This window comes from Methylobacterium sp. NPDC097929, from assembly GCF_049543375.1.
Taxonomy (GTDB): domain Bacteria; phylum Pseudomonadota; class Alphaproteobacteria; order Rhizobiales; family Beijerinckiaceae; genus Methylobacterium.
Genome location: NZ_JBMVEP010000010.1, coordinates 68,292 through 82,990, shown reverse-complemented (window position 1 = coordinate 82,990; position 14,699 = coordinate 68,292). Strand labels below are relative to the sequence as shown.

The following is a 14,699-nucleotide window of genomic DNA, read 5'->3' as shown; positions in this document are numbered from 1 at the left end:
AGATCACGCGATGAAGATCACCCAGGCCTTCACCTTCGAGGCGGCCCACCGCCTGCCGAACGTGCCGCAGAGCCATCGCTGCCACCGCATGCACGGGCATTCCTACCGCGTGGAGCTGACGGTCTCCGGCGCGGTCGATCCGACGAGCGGCTGGGTGGTCGATTTCTACGACATCGAGAGCGCCTTCGCGCCGCTCCTAGAGCGGCTCGACCACCATTGCCTCAACGAGATCGAGGGGCTCGAAAACCCCACCGCCGAGCACATCGCGGCCTGGATCTGGCATCGGGCCAAGCCGGCGATTCCGGGGCTCTCGCGCGTGCGGATCTTCGAGACGCCCTATTCCTGGGCCGAGTACGAGGGCGACTGACCATGCCGGAAGCGGGCGAGGCGGCGGAGGCGGACCGGGATTCCGGCGCCCTGGTGCTGTTCTCCGGCGGCCAGGATTCGGCCACCTGCCTCGCCTGGGCGCTCGACCGCTTCCCCCGCGTCGAGACGATCGGCTTCGATTACGGCCAGCGCCACCGGGTCGAACTTGACCGGCGCGAGGGCCTGCGCCGGGGCATGGCCGCGCTCGACCCGGCCTGGGGGCGGCGGCTCGGACCCGACCACACGCTCTCGCTGGCCGCGCTCGGCGCGATCTCCGACACGGCGCTGACCCGCGACAGCGAGATTGCGTTGACCCGGGACGGGCTGCCCAACACCTTCGTGCCCGGCCGCAACCTCGCCTTCCTCACCTTCGCCGCCGCGCTCGCCTATCGCCGGTCCCTGCGCCACATCGTCGGCGGCATGTGCGAGACCGACTATTCCGGCTATCCCGATTGCCGGGACGACACGGTGAAGGCGCTGCAGGTCGCGCTCAACCTCGGCATGGAGCGCCGCTTCGTGCTGCACACGCCGCTGATGTGGATCGACAAGGCGCAGACCTGGGCGCTGGCCGAGGAACTGGGCGGGCGCGTCCTCGTCGATCTCGTCGTCGAGGAGAGCCACACCTGCTATCTCGGCGAGCGGGGGCAGCGCCACGACTGGGGCTACGGCTGCGGCACCTGCCCGGCCTGCGACCTGCGCGCCAAGGGCTTTGCGCGCTATCGCGCCGCCCGCGCGGGGTGATCCCGGCCGGCGTCGCGGCCTCTCAGGCTACTCCGCGGGAACGAGCGACCGCGACGCGTCCCCCCGCGTGAGCGCGAAGAAGCCCAGCGCCGCTGCGACGATGACGGCGCCGAAGGCGGCCGCGATCCCGAGCACGAGCCCGAAGCCGCCGCGATCGTGCAGGACGGCGATCATCGGCACCACGAAACCGCTCACCGTGAAGCCGAGGAAGTAGCGCACGCTGTAGGCCCTGGCCCGGTAGGCGGCGGGCACGTAGCGGGCCACCATCGCGTCGTTGATGACGACCTGCCCGTAGAGCGCCGCCATCGTCAGCACGAGGCCGGCGAGCAAGGGCAGGCCCGTGCTCGCCGCCGCCAGCCCGAGGCCGAGCGGCTGCAGCACGGAGAGGGCCAGGAACAGGGTCGGCAGGCTGTAGCGGTCGATCAGCCGCCCCATCGCCAGCTGGGTCAGGGCGCCGAAGGCGAAGACCAGGGTCGCCACCGATCCGATCAGGGTGAGCGGAAGCGCCGCGCCGACGCGCTCGTCCACGACCTTGGGCAGGGCGATGGTGGTGATGTTGAAGGTCATCCCGCCGGCGATGATGGCGAAGGCGAACACGACGAGAAGGGGGAGCGGGCGCGTCACGGCGATGAGCGGGGCGCCTCCCGCCCGGCTGCCGGCACCCTCGCCGTCGCCGGGCACCATCGCCACGAAGGCGGCGCCGCAGGCAAGGCAGAACAGGCCCGGCACGAGAAAGGCCGCCTGCCAGCCGAAGCCGGAGGCGAGCCCGGCGGTGACGCCCGAGGCGGTGGCCGCGCCGACATTGCCCCAGACGCCGTTCACGCCGAGGTCGCGGCCCAGCCGGCGGGCATGGGTGACCAGCATGGTCGAGCCGACGGGATGGTAGATCGCCGAGGCCAGCCCCAGCACGCAGAGCCAGACCGCGAAGGCGGTCGGGCTCGCCGCGCTCGCCACGCCGAGGCAGGACAGGCCGTAGCCGAAGAAGAAGACCGCCAGGAGGTTGCGCCGGCCGAACCGGTCGGCGAGCCAGCCCATCGGCAGCGAGCAGAGTCCGAAGGCGACGAAGGCCCCGGTCGCCAGCCCGATCAGTTCGCCGTAGCTCAGGCCCGTCTGCGCCGCGATGGCGATGACGGCGGTCGGGTAGATGAGCAGGACGAAATGGTCGAGGGCATGCGCCACGTTGACGAAGCGCAGGGTGCGGCGGGACAGGGTTTCGGCGTCCATCGGGGCAGGCATCTCCGTTGGCCTGCCTCTTCCCTAACCTGACCCGTTGCACGCCGTCGGGCCGAAGGTGTACGCGATCGGGCCAAAGTGGACGGGCAGCCCCATGCGTTCGATCCGGGCCGAGGATTACCAGGACGTTCCCCGCGCGGTCGCGGTGATGCCCAAGACCTTCGCCGCGGGCAGCCGCACGGAGCGGCACTTCCACCCGCGGGCGCAGCTGCTCTACGCCACCGCCGGCCTGATGATGGCGACCGCCGAGGACGGTACCTGGGTCGTGCCGGAGGGCCACGCACTCTGGATCCCGCCGCGCCTGCCGCACGCGGTGGCCATGCACGGCGCGGTCGCGATGTGCTCGGCCTATCTCGCGCTCGAGGCGATCGCCGGCTTTCCCACCCGCGCCCGCGTCATCGAGGTCTCGCCCCTGCTCGCCGCCGCGCTGGCGGCCCTCACGGGGGAGCCGGTGCTCTACGACGAGGCCGGGCGCGGCGGCCACCTGGCGGCGCTCGTGCTCGACGAGATCCGCCGGGCGCCGGAGACCAAGCTCACCCTGCCCCTGCCGAGCGACGCGCGCCTGCGCCGGATCTGCCTCGGCCTCATCGACGCCCCCGCCACGGCCTTCGACCTCGACGCCTGGGCCGACCGCGCCGGCCTCAGCCGCCGCACCCTCACGCGCGGCTTCCGCCGCGAGACGGGCCTGACCTTCGGGCAGTGGCGGGCGCGGGCCAGGGTGGTGCGGGCGCTCGCGCTCGCCGCCGACGGATGGGCGCCGCGCCACGTGGCGGCCTCGGTCGGCTACCGCAGCATCCAGGCCCTGCGGGGCCGGACGGAGGCCCTGCTGCCGGAGCCGTCACCGGGCGAGTGAGCGTCGCCGGCCGGTCGTTTTGTCGGTTGCTCCGGCCGGGCCGGGTCGATAGCGGTCTCCCGCGCGTTCGGACTTCGAGTCCACCGCATCTCGAATCCAGGAGGAGCCATGCGCGCCGACGCCTTCCTCGAGGCCGTGAAGGCCCTTCCCGTCGCCCCCCTCGCCACCCTCGTGCCGGAGGGGCGCGGCCTCGTCGTCGTCGCCCCGCATCCGGACGACGAGAGCCTGGGCTGCGGCGGGCTGATCGTGCAGGCGCTGAGGGACGGCCGCGCGGTGCGCGTCGTCATCGTCAGCGACGGCTGCGGCTCGCACCCGAACTCCAAGGCCTATCCCCACGACCGCCTGCGGGACTTGCGCGAATCCGAAACCGTGGCGGCCATGGCCGAACTGGGACTGGCCGCCGAGCATGTCCGCTTCCTGCGCCTGCCCGATGGCGGCGTGCCGAGCGAGGGCGCGCAGGCCGAGGCGGCGGCGGATCAGATCGCGCGGATCACCCGAGAGGCGGGAGCCGGCGCCCTGTTCGTGACCTGGCGGCACGATCCGCATTGCGACCACACCGCCTCGGCGGCCCTCGTCGATCTCGCCCGCGCCCGGCTGCCCGGTGTCGTGGCCTACGCCTACCCGGTCTGGGGCTGGACCCTGCCGCCGGAGCGCGAGGTCGGGCCTGCGCCGGAGGGTTTTCGCCTTGCCGTGGAGGACGAGCGCGCGGCCAAGCGCCGGGCGGTTGAGGCGCACGCCTCGCAGGTCTCCGGCCTGATCGAGGACGATCCCTCCGGCTTCCAGCTTCAGCCCGCGATGATCGACCGGCTCTGCGGTCCCCACGAGTGGTACATCGCCCTGCGCTGACGGGCGCCGCCTTCATCCGGGTTTCAGGTTGGGGCTGTCAGGAGAGGCGCGAACGAAGCGCGGCCCCGGACCAAGACCTGTGAGCACAACCAGCGTCGTCACGCTCAACAAGGGGCGCGACGCCCACCTCGCGCGCCTGATCGAGGGGCTCGCCCGCGGACCGGCTCCGGCCGAGTGCGTCGTGGTCGAGATGGGACCCGCCCCCGAGCCGTTGCCGGAGACGCCGTTCCCGCTGCGCCGGGTCGACTTCCCGAGCGCGGGCCTGCCGCTCGCCGCCGCGCGCAATGCCGGCCGGGCGGCGGCGCGGGGCGACATCCTCGTCTTCCTCGATGTCGATTGCATTCCCTCCGCCGGCCTCGTACCGGCGCTGGCCGCCGCGGCCTCCAAACACGACGCCCTGGTCTGCGGACCGATCCGCTACCTGCCGGCCGGCGCCGTGCGCGACGGCTGGCGCGAAGCCGACCTCATGCAGGCCGGCATCCTCCATCCGGCCCGGGATTTCCCGCAGGGCGGCGTGGCGCAAACCGACAACCCCGGCCTGTTCTGGTCGCTCGCCTTCGCGGTGCGGCGCTCGACCTACGACCGGCTCGGCGGCTTCGACGAGGGCTACGACGGCTACGGCGCCGAGGACACCGACCTCGCCTTCCGCGCCGCCGCGCTCGGCGTGCCGGTGCTGCTCGCGGGCGCGCCGCCCGCCTTCCACCAGCACCACCTCTCCTGCGACCCGCCGCTCCAGCACTTCGCCGACATCGTGCGCAACGCCCGCCGCTTCCGTGCCCGGCACGGGATCTGGCCCATGGACGGCTGGCTCGACGCCTTCGCCCGGCTCGGCCTGATCGGCGAGAGCCGCGAGCCCGACCTCACCCTCCTGCGCACCCCCACGGCCGACGAGATCGCCGCCGCCCGGGTTCCGCCGGAGCGGCCGTTCTGACACGCGGGGCGGGTCCCGAAGGGGCACGCGACGCGTCGCGCCTCGGCGGCTGGGCGACGTGGTCGGCGCTGCTGCGGCTAGGGGGGATGGTGGAAGGTCCCGGCTCGGCCGGGGGGCGGCGGGTGAGAACGCGGAAGCCGCAGACCATCGTTCTGCCACCCGGCCTTGTGAGAACCGCGTCACAAATCGCGCGAGGCGTCGCCTACGGCGGCCGTCCGGCGATTGCCGCACTGCAACATTGGTGCAATGGCGGGCGCTCACCGACGACAGGCGCAGGCGAAACCATGCCGGGCACGGACAGCTTCACGCTCCAGGATCAGGTCAACATCGTCCTGGCCGAAAACATCGCGCCCTCGGCAGCGGACGTTCTCGCGCGGGCCGGCATCCGCGACGTGCGGCGCCTGCCGCGCGCCGTGGGTTCGGCGGATGCCGAAGCGCTCGCCGGCGTCCACGTCCTCGGCATCCGCTCGCGCACCCAGGTCACGACCGGCCTGCTGGACGCCGCCCCCGCCCTTGTCGCGGTCGGCTGCTTCAGCGTCGGCACCAACCAGGTCGATCTCAACGCGGCCCGCGCCCGCGGCATCCCGGTCTTCAACGCACCCTTCTCCAACACCCGCAGCGTCGCCGAGCTGACCATCGGCGAGATCGTGATGCTGCTGCGCCGCATCACGCCCCGCTCCCACGAGGCCCATCTCGGCGGCTGGGACAAGTCGGCGGAGAACTCCTACGAGGTCCGCGGCAAGACGCTGGGCATCGTCGGCTACGGCAATATCGGCGCGCAGCTCTCGAACCTCGCCGAGGCGATGGGCATGCGGGTGATCTTCTTCGATCTCACCGACCGGCTGCGCCACGGCAACACCGAGCCCGCCGACAGCCTCGACGCGCTGCTCGCCGCCAGCGACGTGGTGAGCCTGCACGTGCCGGAGACCCCGCTGACCCACGGGCTCATGAACGCCGAGCGCATCGGCCGGATGAAGCCGGGCGCCTACCTCATCAACAACAGCCGCGGCACCGTGGTCGATCTCGACGCGCTCGCCGCCGCCCTCAGGCAAGGCCGCCTGCGGGGTGCGGCGGTCGATGTGTTCCCCGTCGAGCCGCGCTCCAACGACGAGCGCTTCGTCTCCCCGCTTCAGGGCATCCCCAACGTCATCCTCACGCCGCATATCGGCGGCTCGACCGAGGAGGCGCAGGACCGCATCGGCTCCGAGGTCGCGCGCAAGCTCGTGGACTACATCGAGACCGGCTCGACGCTGGGTGCCGTCAACTTCCCGCAGGTGCAGATCCCGCCGCGCGTCGGCGGCGTGCGCTTCCTGCACGTGCACCGGAACGTTCCCGGCGTGCTCGGTCACGTCAACCAGGCGTTTGCCCGGCGCGACGTCAACATCGCCTCGCAGTACCTTCAGACCGAGGGCGAGTTGGGCTACGTGGTGGTGGAGGCCGACGCCGCCCCCGCCGACCGCTCCGGCATCCTCGCCGAGCTCGACGCCATCGAGGGCACGGTGCGCACCCGCCTGATCCAGGCCCGGATCGCCTGAAGGATCTATCGCACGTCATGAGCGCGACCGGCCTGCCGTCCGACCTTCTCGCCCGGCTCGAGGCCCAGCTGGGCCCGGGCGGCCTGCTGACGGACGAGGCCGATTGCGCACCCTTCGGCATCGACTGGCGCCGCCTCTTCCCCGGCCGGCCCGCCGCCGTGGCGCGGCCGGCGAATACGCAGCAGGTCGCCGCTCTGGTGGGCCTGTGCCGCGAGGCCGGAATCGCGCTGGTGCCCCAGGGCGGGCATACCGGGCTCGCGGGCGGGGCCACGCCCGACGCCTCGGGCCGCCAGATCGTGCTCTCTCTGGCGCGGATGAACGCAATCCGCGCGGTCGATCCGGTCGGCCTCACGATGGAGGTCGAGGCGGGCTGCGTCGTGCAGGCGGCGCAAGCGGCGGCGGAGGCCGCCGGGCGGCTGTTCCCGGTGAGCTACGGGGCGGAGGGCTCGGCCATGGTCGGCGGCATGATCGCCACCAATTCCGGCGGCATCAACGTGCTGCGCTACGGCATGACCCGCAACCTCGTGCTCGGTCTCGAGGTCGTGCTGGCCGACGGCAGCGTGGTGAATGGCCTGCGCGCCCTGCGCAAGGACAATGCCGGCTACGACTGGAAGCAGCTCTTCATCGGCAGCGAGGGAACGCTCGGCATCGTCACCGCGGCGGTGCTGCGCCTCGTGCCCCGGCCGCGCCACACCGAGACCGCGCTCCTGGCCGTGCCCGACCCGGAGGCGGCGCTCCGCGTCCTGGCCGCCGCGCAGGAGGGGCTCGGGGACACGATCCAGGCCTTCGAGCTGATCTCGCGCTGCTCCTTCGACCTGCTTGAGCGCCATGCCGGCATGGCCAGTCCGCTGCCCGCCTCCCCCTGGTGCATCCTGCTCGAAGCGGGATCGAGCCTGTCGGGGCTGCGCGACGCGGTCGAGGGCACGCTAGGCGAGGTGCTGGAGCGGGGCGATGCGCTGGACGGCGTGCTCGCCGAATCGAAGGCGCAGGCGGGCGGCCTCTGGTCCCTGCGCGAGCGCATCACCGAGTGCGAGGCGCACCAGGGCAAGTCGGTGAAACACGACGTCTCGGTGCCGATCCCGGCGATCCCCGCCTTCCTGGAAGCCGCCGACCGGGCATTGGCAGAGGGCGCGCCCGGCACCGTCCCGAACGTGTTCGGCCACATGGGCGACGGCAACCTGCACTACAACGTGCTGGTCGGGCCCGAGCACGACGGCGCCGCGATCAACCGCCTCGTGCACGACGTGGTCGCCCGGTTCGACGGCAGCATCTCCGCCGAGCACGGCATCGGCCAGTACCGTGTCGAGGAACTGGCCCGCCGCCGCCGGCCCGAGGAGATGGCGTTGGCCCATCGCCTGAAGCGGTCGCTCGACCCCGAGGGATTGCTCAATCCGGGCAAGGTGCTGCGGGCCTGATACGATTTCCGGTCGATCGTTTCAGTCTCTTCCCTCGTCCATGCGAGGCTCAGCGAAAGCAATCCCGGGCTCCGAACCTTCCGGACCGGTCGCGCTGGGTCGCTTCGGCTTCGCCTCGCGATGACGGAGAGGGGGACGGCCGGGGCGATCCAGAAAAAAGCGTCCGAAGCCCCCGCGCGGGCGGATCAGCCCGCTTCCCGGCACATCGCCTCGATGGCCGCCGCCGTGCGCGCGAGCGCATCGGGCTGCGCCAGCGACCGGACGCGGCCCGGATCGAGGGCGAGGCCGCGGGCGACGAGGCCGGGCCACGCGGAGGCGTCCGGCCAGCCGCGATGGACGATGGCCGCGCCGAGCCGCTCCAGGGCCTCGGCCTTGGCCTCCTGCTCGGCATAGGCGCGGGGCTCGGGCAGGCAGAGGAAGCGCTTGCCCAGGGCCGCCACCGCCGTGACGAGCCCGTCGCCGGCCCCGCCGACGACGAGGGCGGCCGATGCCAGATGCGGGCGCACCTGCGCGACCCAGCCGTGAAGATGCAGGTTGGCCGGGATCGCGCCGGCGCCGCTCACGGGGCCGAGCACGTGCCAGTCGTGCCCGGGCACGGCCGCGGCCGCCTGCACGAGCGGGCCGAGGGCGCCGCCCTCGCCGCCGCGGCCGAAGACCACGACGATGCGTCCATCCTCGTCCGTCGCCGCCGTCGCGGGGGCCGCTTCGAGGAAGCCGCCGTAGAGGGTCTTTTCGCGCACCCAATCCGGAACCGCGCCGCCGTCCAGGGCCTCGGGAAAGGGCGCGAGCAGGCGCGAGGCGGCCCGGAAGGCCTCCAGATGGGGGCGGTCGGTGCGGGTGCCGGAGAGGCGCACGACGAGGCTCGGTACCGAGAGCAGCCGGGCGAGGAGCGCCACCTCGGCGGAGACGTCGACGATCATCAGGGCCGGATCGTGCCGTGCCGCCCAGGCTGCGATCCGCCCCATCCGTGCCCGGATGCCGGGATGCCCGAGCGGCGCGTAATGCAGGCATTCGGGTCGTTCGGCGGCGCCGTCGCGGCCGTCGAAGCCGGCGTCCAGGCGGTCGTCGGGCAGGTCGAGGACGGGGCCCGGCGCCGCCGCGGTGTCGAGGCCCGCGAGGGTGCCCATCAGCGTGCAGGGACGGCCGAGCGTCTCCAGAGCCCTGGCCACCGCCACCGCCCGCTGCCAGTGCCCCGCGCCCTGATGGTGGACGTAGTAGCCGACCGGCCGCGTCACGCCGCGTCCCGCCTCAGGGCGGCCGCGAGCGCGTCGAGATCGGCGAGCGCCGCGTCGAGGCCGCATTCGGGCGCGGGTCCGTCCCGCGCCTCCAGGCGGGCATGGGCGCGCTCGACGAAGGCGATGTCGTTGGGGCAGGAGGCGAGGTCGATGGCGGCCAGATCCTCCGCCGCGAGGCCGAGCGCCTGCAGCGCCGCCGGCGCGGCTCCCTCGCGATAGACGCGGCGCAGGGCGGCCCGGCGCAGGATCACCCGCTGCCAATGGGCGGCCACCGGCAGCCGGTAGGCCTCGCCCGCGCGCACCACGCGGGCGCGGCGCAGCATCTCGGTCGCCATGCCGCCCTCTGCCCGGCCGGCGGTGCGGGCGGAGACGAGGACCGAGACCGCCGGGCAATGGCGCAGGCGCCCGCCCGCCCGCTGGACGGCGGCGACGAGGGCGTTGTCCTCGCCGCGGGGAAGGGCGGGCAGGCCGCCCACCGCCCGGTAGAGCGAGGCGCGCAGCGCGAGGCTTGCGCCCGTGTGGTCGCCGTGGCGGGGGGCGGGGTCGTGGGGCGGCGGATCGAGGGCGTCTTCGAGCGTGCGCACGCCCGACCAGTAGCGCTCGACCCGGGCGTGGAAGGCGGCGAGCATGGGATCGGCCGCGCCTTCGTCGTCGATCACGAGCCGCCCGCCGACGATCTCGGCGCCCTGAAGCGCGCGCAGGTTCGCCGCGGCCCAGCCGGGCGCGAGCCGCGCATCGGCATCGGTGGTGAGGAGCACGCCGTCGGGGTGGCCCTCCGCCTCCAGCCACGCCGCGCCGGCGTCGAGGGCGCGGCGTCGGGCGGTGCCGACATGGGCCTCGGCCCCGGACAGCGTGATCTCGATCAGGCGAAGCGCGAGGCCGTCGGCGCGGCCGGACGCCTGGAGGGCGCGCACGCTCTCGGCCGTGCCGTCGCTGCAATTGTTGGCGACGACGACGACCCGCAGGGGCGCCGCCGCCGAGAAACCCTCTTGCGCCGCCAGCCCGCGCAGCAGGCGCGGCAGGCGCTCGGCCTCGTTGCGGGCCGGGATGCAGACGACGGCCGGGCCGGCGCTCATCTCAGGCCGCCGGGCGTTCGAAGACGGGCGCGCGGGTGCTGTTGGCGGGGGCGCCGGCCAGCACCTCGCGGTAGAGCTCCTCGTAGCCGTCGGTCATCACCTGCGCGTCGTAGAGCGTCTCGGCCCGGCGGCGGCAGGCCCGGCGGTCGAGGCCGACGGCGCGGGTGATCGCGCGGGCCAGGGCCGCCACGTCGTCGGCGGGGGCGAGCGCGCCGGAATGGCGGTCGACGATGTCGGGAATCGCGCCGCGGCCGAAGGCGGCGACCGGCGTGCCGCAGGCCAGGGCCTCGGCGACGACGAGGCCGAAGGGCTCCTCCCAGCGCGGGGAGACGATGGCGGCCCGCGCCCCGCCGAGCTGGCGGGCCAGTTCGCGATGGGAGAGATGACCGACGTAAGCGACGTCCTCGCCGAGCCGCGGGGCGATCCACTCGTCCCAGTAGCGCGGATTGGGCTTGGGACCGGCAAAGCGCAGGGGCAGCCCCGCGCGGCGGGCGGCGTCGATGGCCAGATGCGTGCCCTTCTCCGGCACGATCCGCCCGCTCCAGAACACGTAGCCGGCCGGGTCCGCCTCCGGGCTGAAGGCGAAGGTCGAGAGGTCGATGCCGTTGCCGACGATGCGGGCCTCCGGCACGAGGTCGTGCCATTCCTGCGCCAGGGAGGGCGAGACGGCCGCGAAGATCATGCCCGGCTTGGCTGCCCGCACGCCCGCGGCGAGGGATTCGAAGGGCGGCGTGTGCAGGGCCGTGGTCATCGGCGTGGCGAGCGCGTTGCTCGCCCGGAGCGGCAGGTCGTGCAGGCTGTTGTTGTGCACGATGTCGAAGCCGCCGCGGGCCACCGCCTCCATGATGCGCTCGTAGGCCTCGAACTCGGCGCGCTCGATCCGCTCGCACAGCACCGGATCGCCCAGCGCGTCGCCGGTCGGCGGGCAGACGGGATGCGGGACCAGGGCCGGATCGGAGCCTTCCGAGGCGAACAGGGTGACCCGGTGGCCGCGCTGGCGCAGTGCCCCGGCCAGATGATGCGTGTGCATCTCCAGCCCTCCGAGGTACGGCTGGCCGATCGGGAACTTGAGATGGGCGATGACGGCGATCTTCAAGGGCGTTGTCCGGCGTCGGCGGCGTGGAGGACCCGGGGGAGGGGTCCAACGGCCAGGCTTGAAGCCCGCACCATCACCGAGGCTCTAGGAACGCCCGATGAACGAACCCTTCAGGAACCGGAGAGGCATGGAATTAAAGGTCGCTTCGGGCCGCGTGTGACGCCACGTCACGGTGCGGCTGCCTCGCCCGACGGCGCACGGAGAGGGGACAGGCCACAGCGTCGTCGCGCGGCCGGGCACCGGGTGGGACGCCGGCCATCCGACGGTGCGCAGCGCAAGGCCGGGCGACCGCCGGCCTCCCGCTGCGACGACATCAGTCGAGGTGGTTGCCGTAGCGCTGCACGTGGGCGGCGAGGCCGAGCCCATGGTCGCGCACGAGGCGCTCGGCGCGCTCGGCGTCGCGGGCCTCCAGCGCCTCAATGATCTGCACGTGTTCCTCGATCGACTTCGAGGCGCGGTCGCCCTGGCGCATCGCCGTGTTGCGGATGCCGCGCACGTGCATCAGGAGGTTGCTGGTCAGGTCCTTGATCACCTCGCTGTGGCCCAGCGAGATGATCTTCTGGTGGAAGCGGATATTGGCTTCCGAGTACTCGTCGAGGTGGTCGGAGGGGCTGCCTTCGAAGAATTCGGGGAAGGAGCGGCGCAGGCAGGCCAGATCCTCGTCCGAGGCATTCGTGCAGGCCAGTCGCGCGGCCATGCTCTCCAGGGCTGCCCAGGCCTGGATCATGCCGACGATCTCGCGCTTGGTCTTCTTGACGACGAAGACGCCGCGCCGGGGCTCGTTGCGCACGAAGCCTTCCTGCTCCAGCACCGTCAGCGCCTCGCGGATCGGCGTGCGGGAGACGCCGAGCGTCTGCGACAGGCCGCGCTCGTCGAGGCGGACATCCCCGGTCTGGCCGTAGATGTCCATGTTGGTGATGGCGGATTTCAGGGCCTCGTAGGCCAGGGTCCGCAGGCTCGTTGCCGGAACGATCGGCTTGATCGAGAAATTTTCCATCGCTTCGGATCGACCTTGATGCCGACGGAGATACGAGTCCGGAGGTGGAAGCATCGTGCCGTGAGAGCATGGCGCCTAGCTTGGCAGAAGGCAAGGCGGCCTCGCTCATGCGTCCGGGTTCTGCCCCGAATTTCGCTCACGTCCCCATGCGGCGCCGGCCCATCCCCAATTTATTGACCTCTGGCATCTGGTATGCCAGATTACATCGGAAGAGTCGATGCCGGCGGGTATTCGCCGGGCGCAGGGCAGTTTCTCGACGAACGCGCCCTGGCTCGCGGGAGCTTCCAGACACCGCCACGCTCTTCCCGGCGCCCTCGGCCGACGCCATCGGACGGGTCACGCGCACGCGGACACTCCATTCTCCTGGGGAGGAGACCGGCGGATGAGCAAGGCTCTCGAAGGCGTTCGCATCCTCGACTTCACGCACGTGCAATCGGGGCCGACCTGCACGCAGCTGCTGGCCTGGTTCGGGGCGGACGTGATCAAGGTCGAGCGGCCCGGCGCGGGCGACGCGACGCGCCAGCAGCTCCAAGACCTTCCCGGCGTGGACAGCCTCTACTTCACGATGCTGAACCACAACAAGCGCTCGATCACGCTCGACGCCAAGAACCCCAAGGGCAACGAGGTGCTCTGGCGGCTGATCGGCGAGTGCGACGTGCTCGTCGAGAACTTCGCGCCCGGCGCCCTCGACCGCATGGGCCTGACCTGGGAGCGGCTGCAGGCGGCCAATCCGGGCCTGATCCTGGCGTCCGTGAAGGGGTTCGGTCCCGGGCGCTACCAGGATTGCAAGGTCTACGAGAACGTCGCCCAGTGCGTCGGCGGCGCGGCCTCCACGACGGGCTGGCGCGACGGCGTGCCGATGGTCTCGGGCGCCCAGATCGGCGATTCCGGCACGGGCCTGCATCTGGCGCTCGGCATCGTCACCGCCCTCTACCAGCGCACCCAGACGGGGCAGGGCCAGCGGGTCGATTGCGCCATGCAGGACGGGGTGCTCAACCTCTGCCGGGTCAAGCTGCGCGACCAGCAGCGCCTCGGCCACGGCCCGCTCATGGAGTACAGCCAGTACGGCGAGGGCGTCCCCTTCGGCGAGGCGGTGCCGCGGGCCGGCAACGATTCCGGCGGCGGCCAGCCCGGGCGCATCCTCAAGTGCAAGGGCTGGGAGCAGGACCCCAACGCCTACCTCTACTTCATCACGCAGGGCGCGGTCTGGGGCGCGATCTGCGACATCATCGGCGAGCCGGACTGGAAGACCGATCCGGCCTACGCGACGCCGAAGGCCCGCCTGCCGCACCTCAACGAGATCTTCACGCGCATCGAGGCGTGGACGATGAAGCACGAGAAGTTTGAGGCGATGGACATCCTCAACGCCTACGAGATTCCCTGCGGGCCGATCCTGTCCATGAAGGAGATCGCCGAGGATCCGACCCTGCGGGCGAGCGGCACCGTGGTCGAGGTCGAGCACCCGACCCGGGGCGCCTACCTGACGGTGGGCAATCCCATCAAGCTCTCCGCCAGCGCCACGGAAGTGACACGGGCGCCCCTGCTCGGCGAGCATACCGACGAGATCCTGCGCGAGGTGCTGGGATGCTCGGATGCCGAGATCGGTGACATCTTCGGTTCTGGCGCCGTCGGCGCCGTGCAGCGCTACGCGGCGGAATAAATTGCGGCACGATCGTGCTGTCACCCGGGCCGGTCGGAACTTGATTTCCGAAATTTGGTATGCCAGATACCAATGCCCATCGGACGGGATGCGGCACCTTTCGAAGTTCGCGTCGGCAAGCGGAGGAAACGGTGATGGCCGATGACGCCCTGGCCTTTCTCGCCGAAGCGTTCGGAGAAGTCTCCGACGCCGAGCGTCAGGCTTTTCGTGACGCGCCGCCCTGTGCCGTGACCCTCCTCGATCCGGCCGGAACCGCCCGGATCGCCGCAACGGGCTCGGTGCAGACCGATCCCGCCTCGGCGCGACAGGCCGAGCGGAGCGTGTCTCAGGCAGCCTGGGCGTAGCGGCCGTTCGCACCCGTCGCCGCGCGGCCGGGTTGAGCCGCATGGTCCCGGGCGAGGTCCGAGTCGGTCAGCCGGTCGGCCAGCTTGACGACGAGCAGGGCCTGCAGGGCGACGAGGAACAGGAGCGCGGCGAGCCAGGTGGCGAGCATGGATGTCTCCGAAGCGATGCTGCGCCGACGATGGTGCCGTGCAAACATCGCCAGCCTATGTCAGCCCGCGCGGGTCGTGAAGTACAAAATACCAGATGGAGACGCGCGCTTCGCACGCGTTCAGAAAGGTCGCGCGCTGCGCTGAAGGCGAAACGCGATCCTTTCCTCGCCTTCCAAGCCGGAGGCCCGATCCGGCTCTCCATCTCACGACGATCTCGCGAC

The 14,699-nt window shown here is 72.2% G+C and carries 15 protein-coding genes; 9 read left to right on the top strand and 6 right to left on the bottom strand.

Features of this window, described 5'->3' with window-relative positions; all coding sequences use genetic code 11:
- Positions 1 to 10 precede the first annotated feature (10 nt).
- On the top strand, positions 11 to 367 hold the full coding sequence (gene queD, locus ACPCJR_RS20185) for a 6-carboxytetrahydropterin synthase QueD (protein WP_391514485.1): 357 nt from the start codon (positions 11 to 13) through the stop codon (positions 365 to 367).
- A 2-nt stretch (positions 368 to 369) separates the two neighbouring features.
- Positions 370 to 1,107, top strand: coding sequence for a 7-cyano-7-deazaguanine synthase QueC (queC, locus tag ACPCJR_RS20180; protein WP_391514487.1), 738 nt, complete (start codon positions 370 to 372; stop codon positions 1,105 to 1,107).
- 27 nt (positions 1,108 to 1,134) lie between these two features.
- Here queC and ACPCJR_RS20175 read toward each other — a convergent pair whose 3' ends face one another.
- Positions 1,135 to 2,331 (bottom strand): MFS transporter, encoded by a 1,197-nt coding sequence (locus ACPCJR_RS20175; RefSeq protein ID WP_391514488.1) that lies wholly within the window; start codon positions 2,329 to 2,331, stop codon positions 1,135 to 1,137.
- A 103-nt stretch (positions 2,332 to 2,434) separates the two neighbouring features.
- Between ACPCJR_RS20175 and ACPCJR_RS20170 the strand changes: the two genes are divergently transcribed.
- The 5 genes from ACPCJR_RS20170 (at position 2,435) to ACPCJR_RS20150 (ending at position 7,920) form a co-directional block, all read left to right on the top strand.
- Positions 2,435 to 3,193 carry a helix-turn-helix domain-containing protein gene (locus ACPCJR_RS20170; RefSeq protein ID WP_391514490.1) on the top strand — a complete coding sequence of 253 codons (759 nt, stop codon included), beginning with the start codon at positions 2,435 to 2,437 and terminating at the stop codon, positions 3,191 to 3,193.
- 108 nt (positions 3,194 to 3,301) lie between these two features.
- Positions 3,302 to 4,039 carry a PIG-L deacetylase family protein gene (locus tag ACPCJR_RS20165; RefSeq protein ID WP_391514491.1) on the top strand — a complete coding sequence of 246 codons (738 nt, stop codon included), beginning with the start codon at positions 3,302 to 3,304 and terminating at the stop codon, positions 4,037 to 4,039.
- 79 nt (positions 4,040 to 4,118) lie between these two features.
- Positions 4,119 to 4,970: a glycosyltransferase family 2 protein gene (locus ACPCJR_RS20160; RefSeq protein ID WP_391514493.1), complete on the top strand. Its 852-nt coding sequence runs from the start codon at positions 4,119 to 4,121 to the stop codon at positions 4,968 to 4,970.
- A 284-nt stretch (positions 4,971 to 5,254) separates the two neighbouring features.
- Complete coding sequence (gene serA, locus ACPCJR_RS20155) at positions 5,255 to 6,505, top strand: phosphoglycerate dehydrogenase (protein ID WP_391514494.1); 1,251 nt, start codon at positions 5,255 to 5,257, stop codon at positions 6,503 to 6,505.
- Between the two features lie 17 nt (positions 6,506 to 6,522).
- Entirely contained in the window at positions 6,523 to 7,920 is a 1,398-nt protein-coding gene (locus tag ACPCJR_RS20150; RefSeq protein ID WP_391514496.1) for an FAD-binding oxidoreductase, read from the top strand.
- Between the two features lie 185 nt (positions 7,921 to 8,105).
- On the opposite strand, the gene ACPCJR_RS20145 is transcribed toward ACPCJR_RS20150, so the two are convergent.
- From ACPCJR_RS20145 to ACPCJR_RS20130, 4 genes are all read right to left on the bottom strand, one after another.
- Entirely contained in the window at positions 8,106 to 9,155 is a 1,050-nt protein-coding gene (locus ACPCJR_RS20145) for a glycosyltransferase (RefSeq protein WP_391514498.1), read from the bottom strand.
- Positions 9,152 to 10,231, bottom strand: a complete 1,080-nt coding sequence (locus tag ACPCJR_RS20140; RefSeq protein WP_391514499.1) for a glycosyltransferase — start codon at positions 10,229 to 10,231, stop codon at positions 9,152 to 9,154. Before ACPCJR_RS20140 ends, ACPCJR_RS20145 begins: the two co-directional genes overlap by 4 nt.
- 1 nt (position 10,232) lies before the next feature.
- Entirely contained in the window at positions 10,233 to 11,327 is a 1,095-nt protein-coding gene (locus ACPCJR_RS20135) for a glycosyltransferase family 4 protein (RefSeq protein ID WP_391514501.1), read from the bottom strand.
- A 313-nt stretch (positions 11,328 to 11,640) separates the two neighbouring features.
- Positions 11,641 to 12,324, bottom strand: coding sequence for a GntR family transcriptional regulator (locus ACPCJR_RS20130; RefSeq protein ID WP_391514503.1), 684 nt, complete (start codon positions 12,322 to 12,324; stop codon positions 11,641 to 11,643).
- 382 nt (positions 12,325 to 12,706) lie between these two features.
- Here ACPCJR_RS20130 and frc point away from each other — a divergent pair, with 382 nt between their 5' ends.
- Both frc and ACPCJR_RS20120 read left to right on the top strand, forming a co-directional pair.
- The gene (gene frc, locus ACPCJR_RS20125; RefSeq protein WP_391514504.1) at positions 12,707 to 13,984 is read left to right on the top strand and encodes a formyl-CoA transferase; all 1,278 of its coding nucleotides are present in this window, start codon (positions 12,707 to 12,709) and stop codon (positions 13,982 to 13,984) included.
- Positions 13,985 to 14,118: 134 nt separating this feature from the next.
- Complete coding sequence (locus ACPCJR_RS20120; RefSeq protein WP_391514505.1) at positions 14,119 to 14,328, top strand: hypothetical protein; 210 nt, start codon at positions 14,119 to 14,121, stop codon at positions 14,326 to 14,328.
- Here the strand turns inward: ACPCJR_RS20120 and ACPCJR_RS20115 are convergent.
- Entirely contained in the window at positions 14,310 to 14,477 is a 168-nt protein-coding gene (locus tag ACPCJR_RS20115; RefSeq protein ID WP_391514507.1) for a hypothetical protein, read from the bottom strand. The two genes, ACPCJR_RS20120 and ACPCJR_RS20115, sit on opposite strands and share 19 nt — an antisense overlap.
- Positions 14,478 to 14,699 lie beyond the last annotated feature (222 nt).

What these genes read in the sequence shown, in the direction of transcription:
- queD (WP_391514485.1), top strand. Translation starts at nt 11, where the DNA reads ATGAAGATCACCCAGGCCTTCACCTTCGAGGCGGCCCACCGCCTGCCG.
- queC (WP_391514487.1), top strand. Translation starts at nt 370, where the DNA reads ATGCCGGAAGCGGGCGAGGCGGCGGAGGCGGACCGGGATTCCGGCGCC.
- ACPCJR_RS20175 (WP_391514488.1), bottom strand. Translation starts at nt 2,331, where the DNA reads ATGGACGCCGAAACCCTGTCCCGCCGCACCCTGCGCTTCGTCAACGTG.
- ACPCJR_RS20170 (WP_391514490.1), top strand. Translation starts at nt 2,435, where the DNA reads ATGCGTTCGATCCGGGCCGAGGATTACCAGGACGTTCCCCGCGCGGTC.
- ACPCJR_RS20165 (WP_391514491.1), top strand. Translation starts at nt 3,302, where the DNA reads ATGCGCGCCGACGCCTTCCTCGAGGCCGTGAAGGCCCTTCCCGTCGCC.
- serA (WP_391514494.1), top strand. Translation starts at nt 5,255, where the DNA reads ATGCCGGGCACGGACAGCTTCACGCTCCAGGATCAGGTCAACATCGTC.
- ACPCJR_RS20150 (WP_391514496.1), top strand. Translation starts at nt 6,523, where the DNA reads ATGAGCGCGACCGGCCTGCCGTCCGACCTTCTCGCCCGGCTCGAGGCC.
- ACPCJR_RS20140 (WP_391514499.1), bottom strand. Translation starts at nt 10,231, where the DNA reads ATGAGCGCCGGCCCGGCCGTCGTCTGCATCCCGGCCCGCAACGAGGCC.
- ACPCJR_RS20130 (WP_391514503.1), bottom strand. Translation starts at nt 12,324, where the DNA reads ATGGAAAATTTCTCGATCAAGCCGATCGTTCCGGCAACGAGCCTGCGG.
- frc (WP_391514504.1), top strand. Translation starts at nt 12,707, where the DNA reads ATGAGCAAGGCTCTCGAAGGCGTTCGCATCCTCGACTTCACGCACGTG.
- ACPCJR_RS20120 (WP_391514505.1), top strand. Translation starts at nt 14,119, where the DNA reads ATGGCCGATGACGCCCTGGCCTTTCTCGCCGAAGCGTTCGGAGAAGTC.
- ACPCJR_RS20115 (WP_391514507.1), bottom strand. Translation starts at nt 14,477, where the DNA reads ATGCTCGCCACCTGGCTCGCCGCGCTCCTGTTCCTCGTCGCCCTGCAG.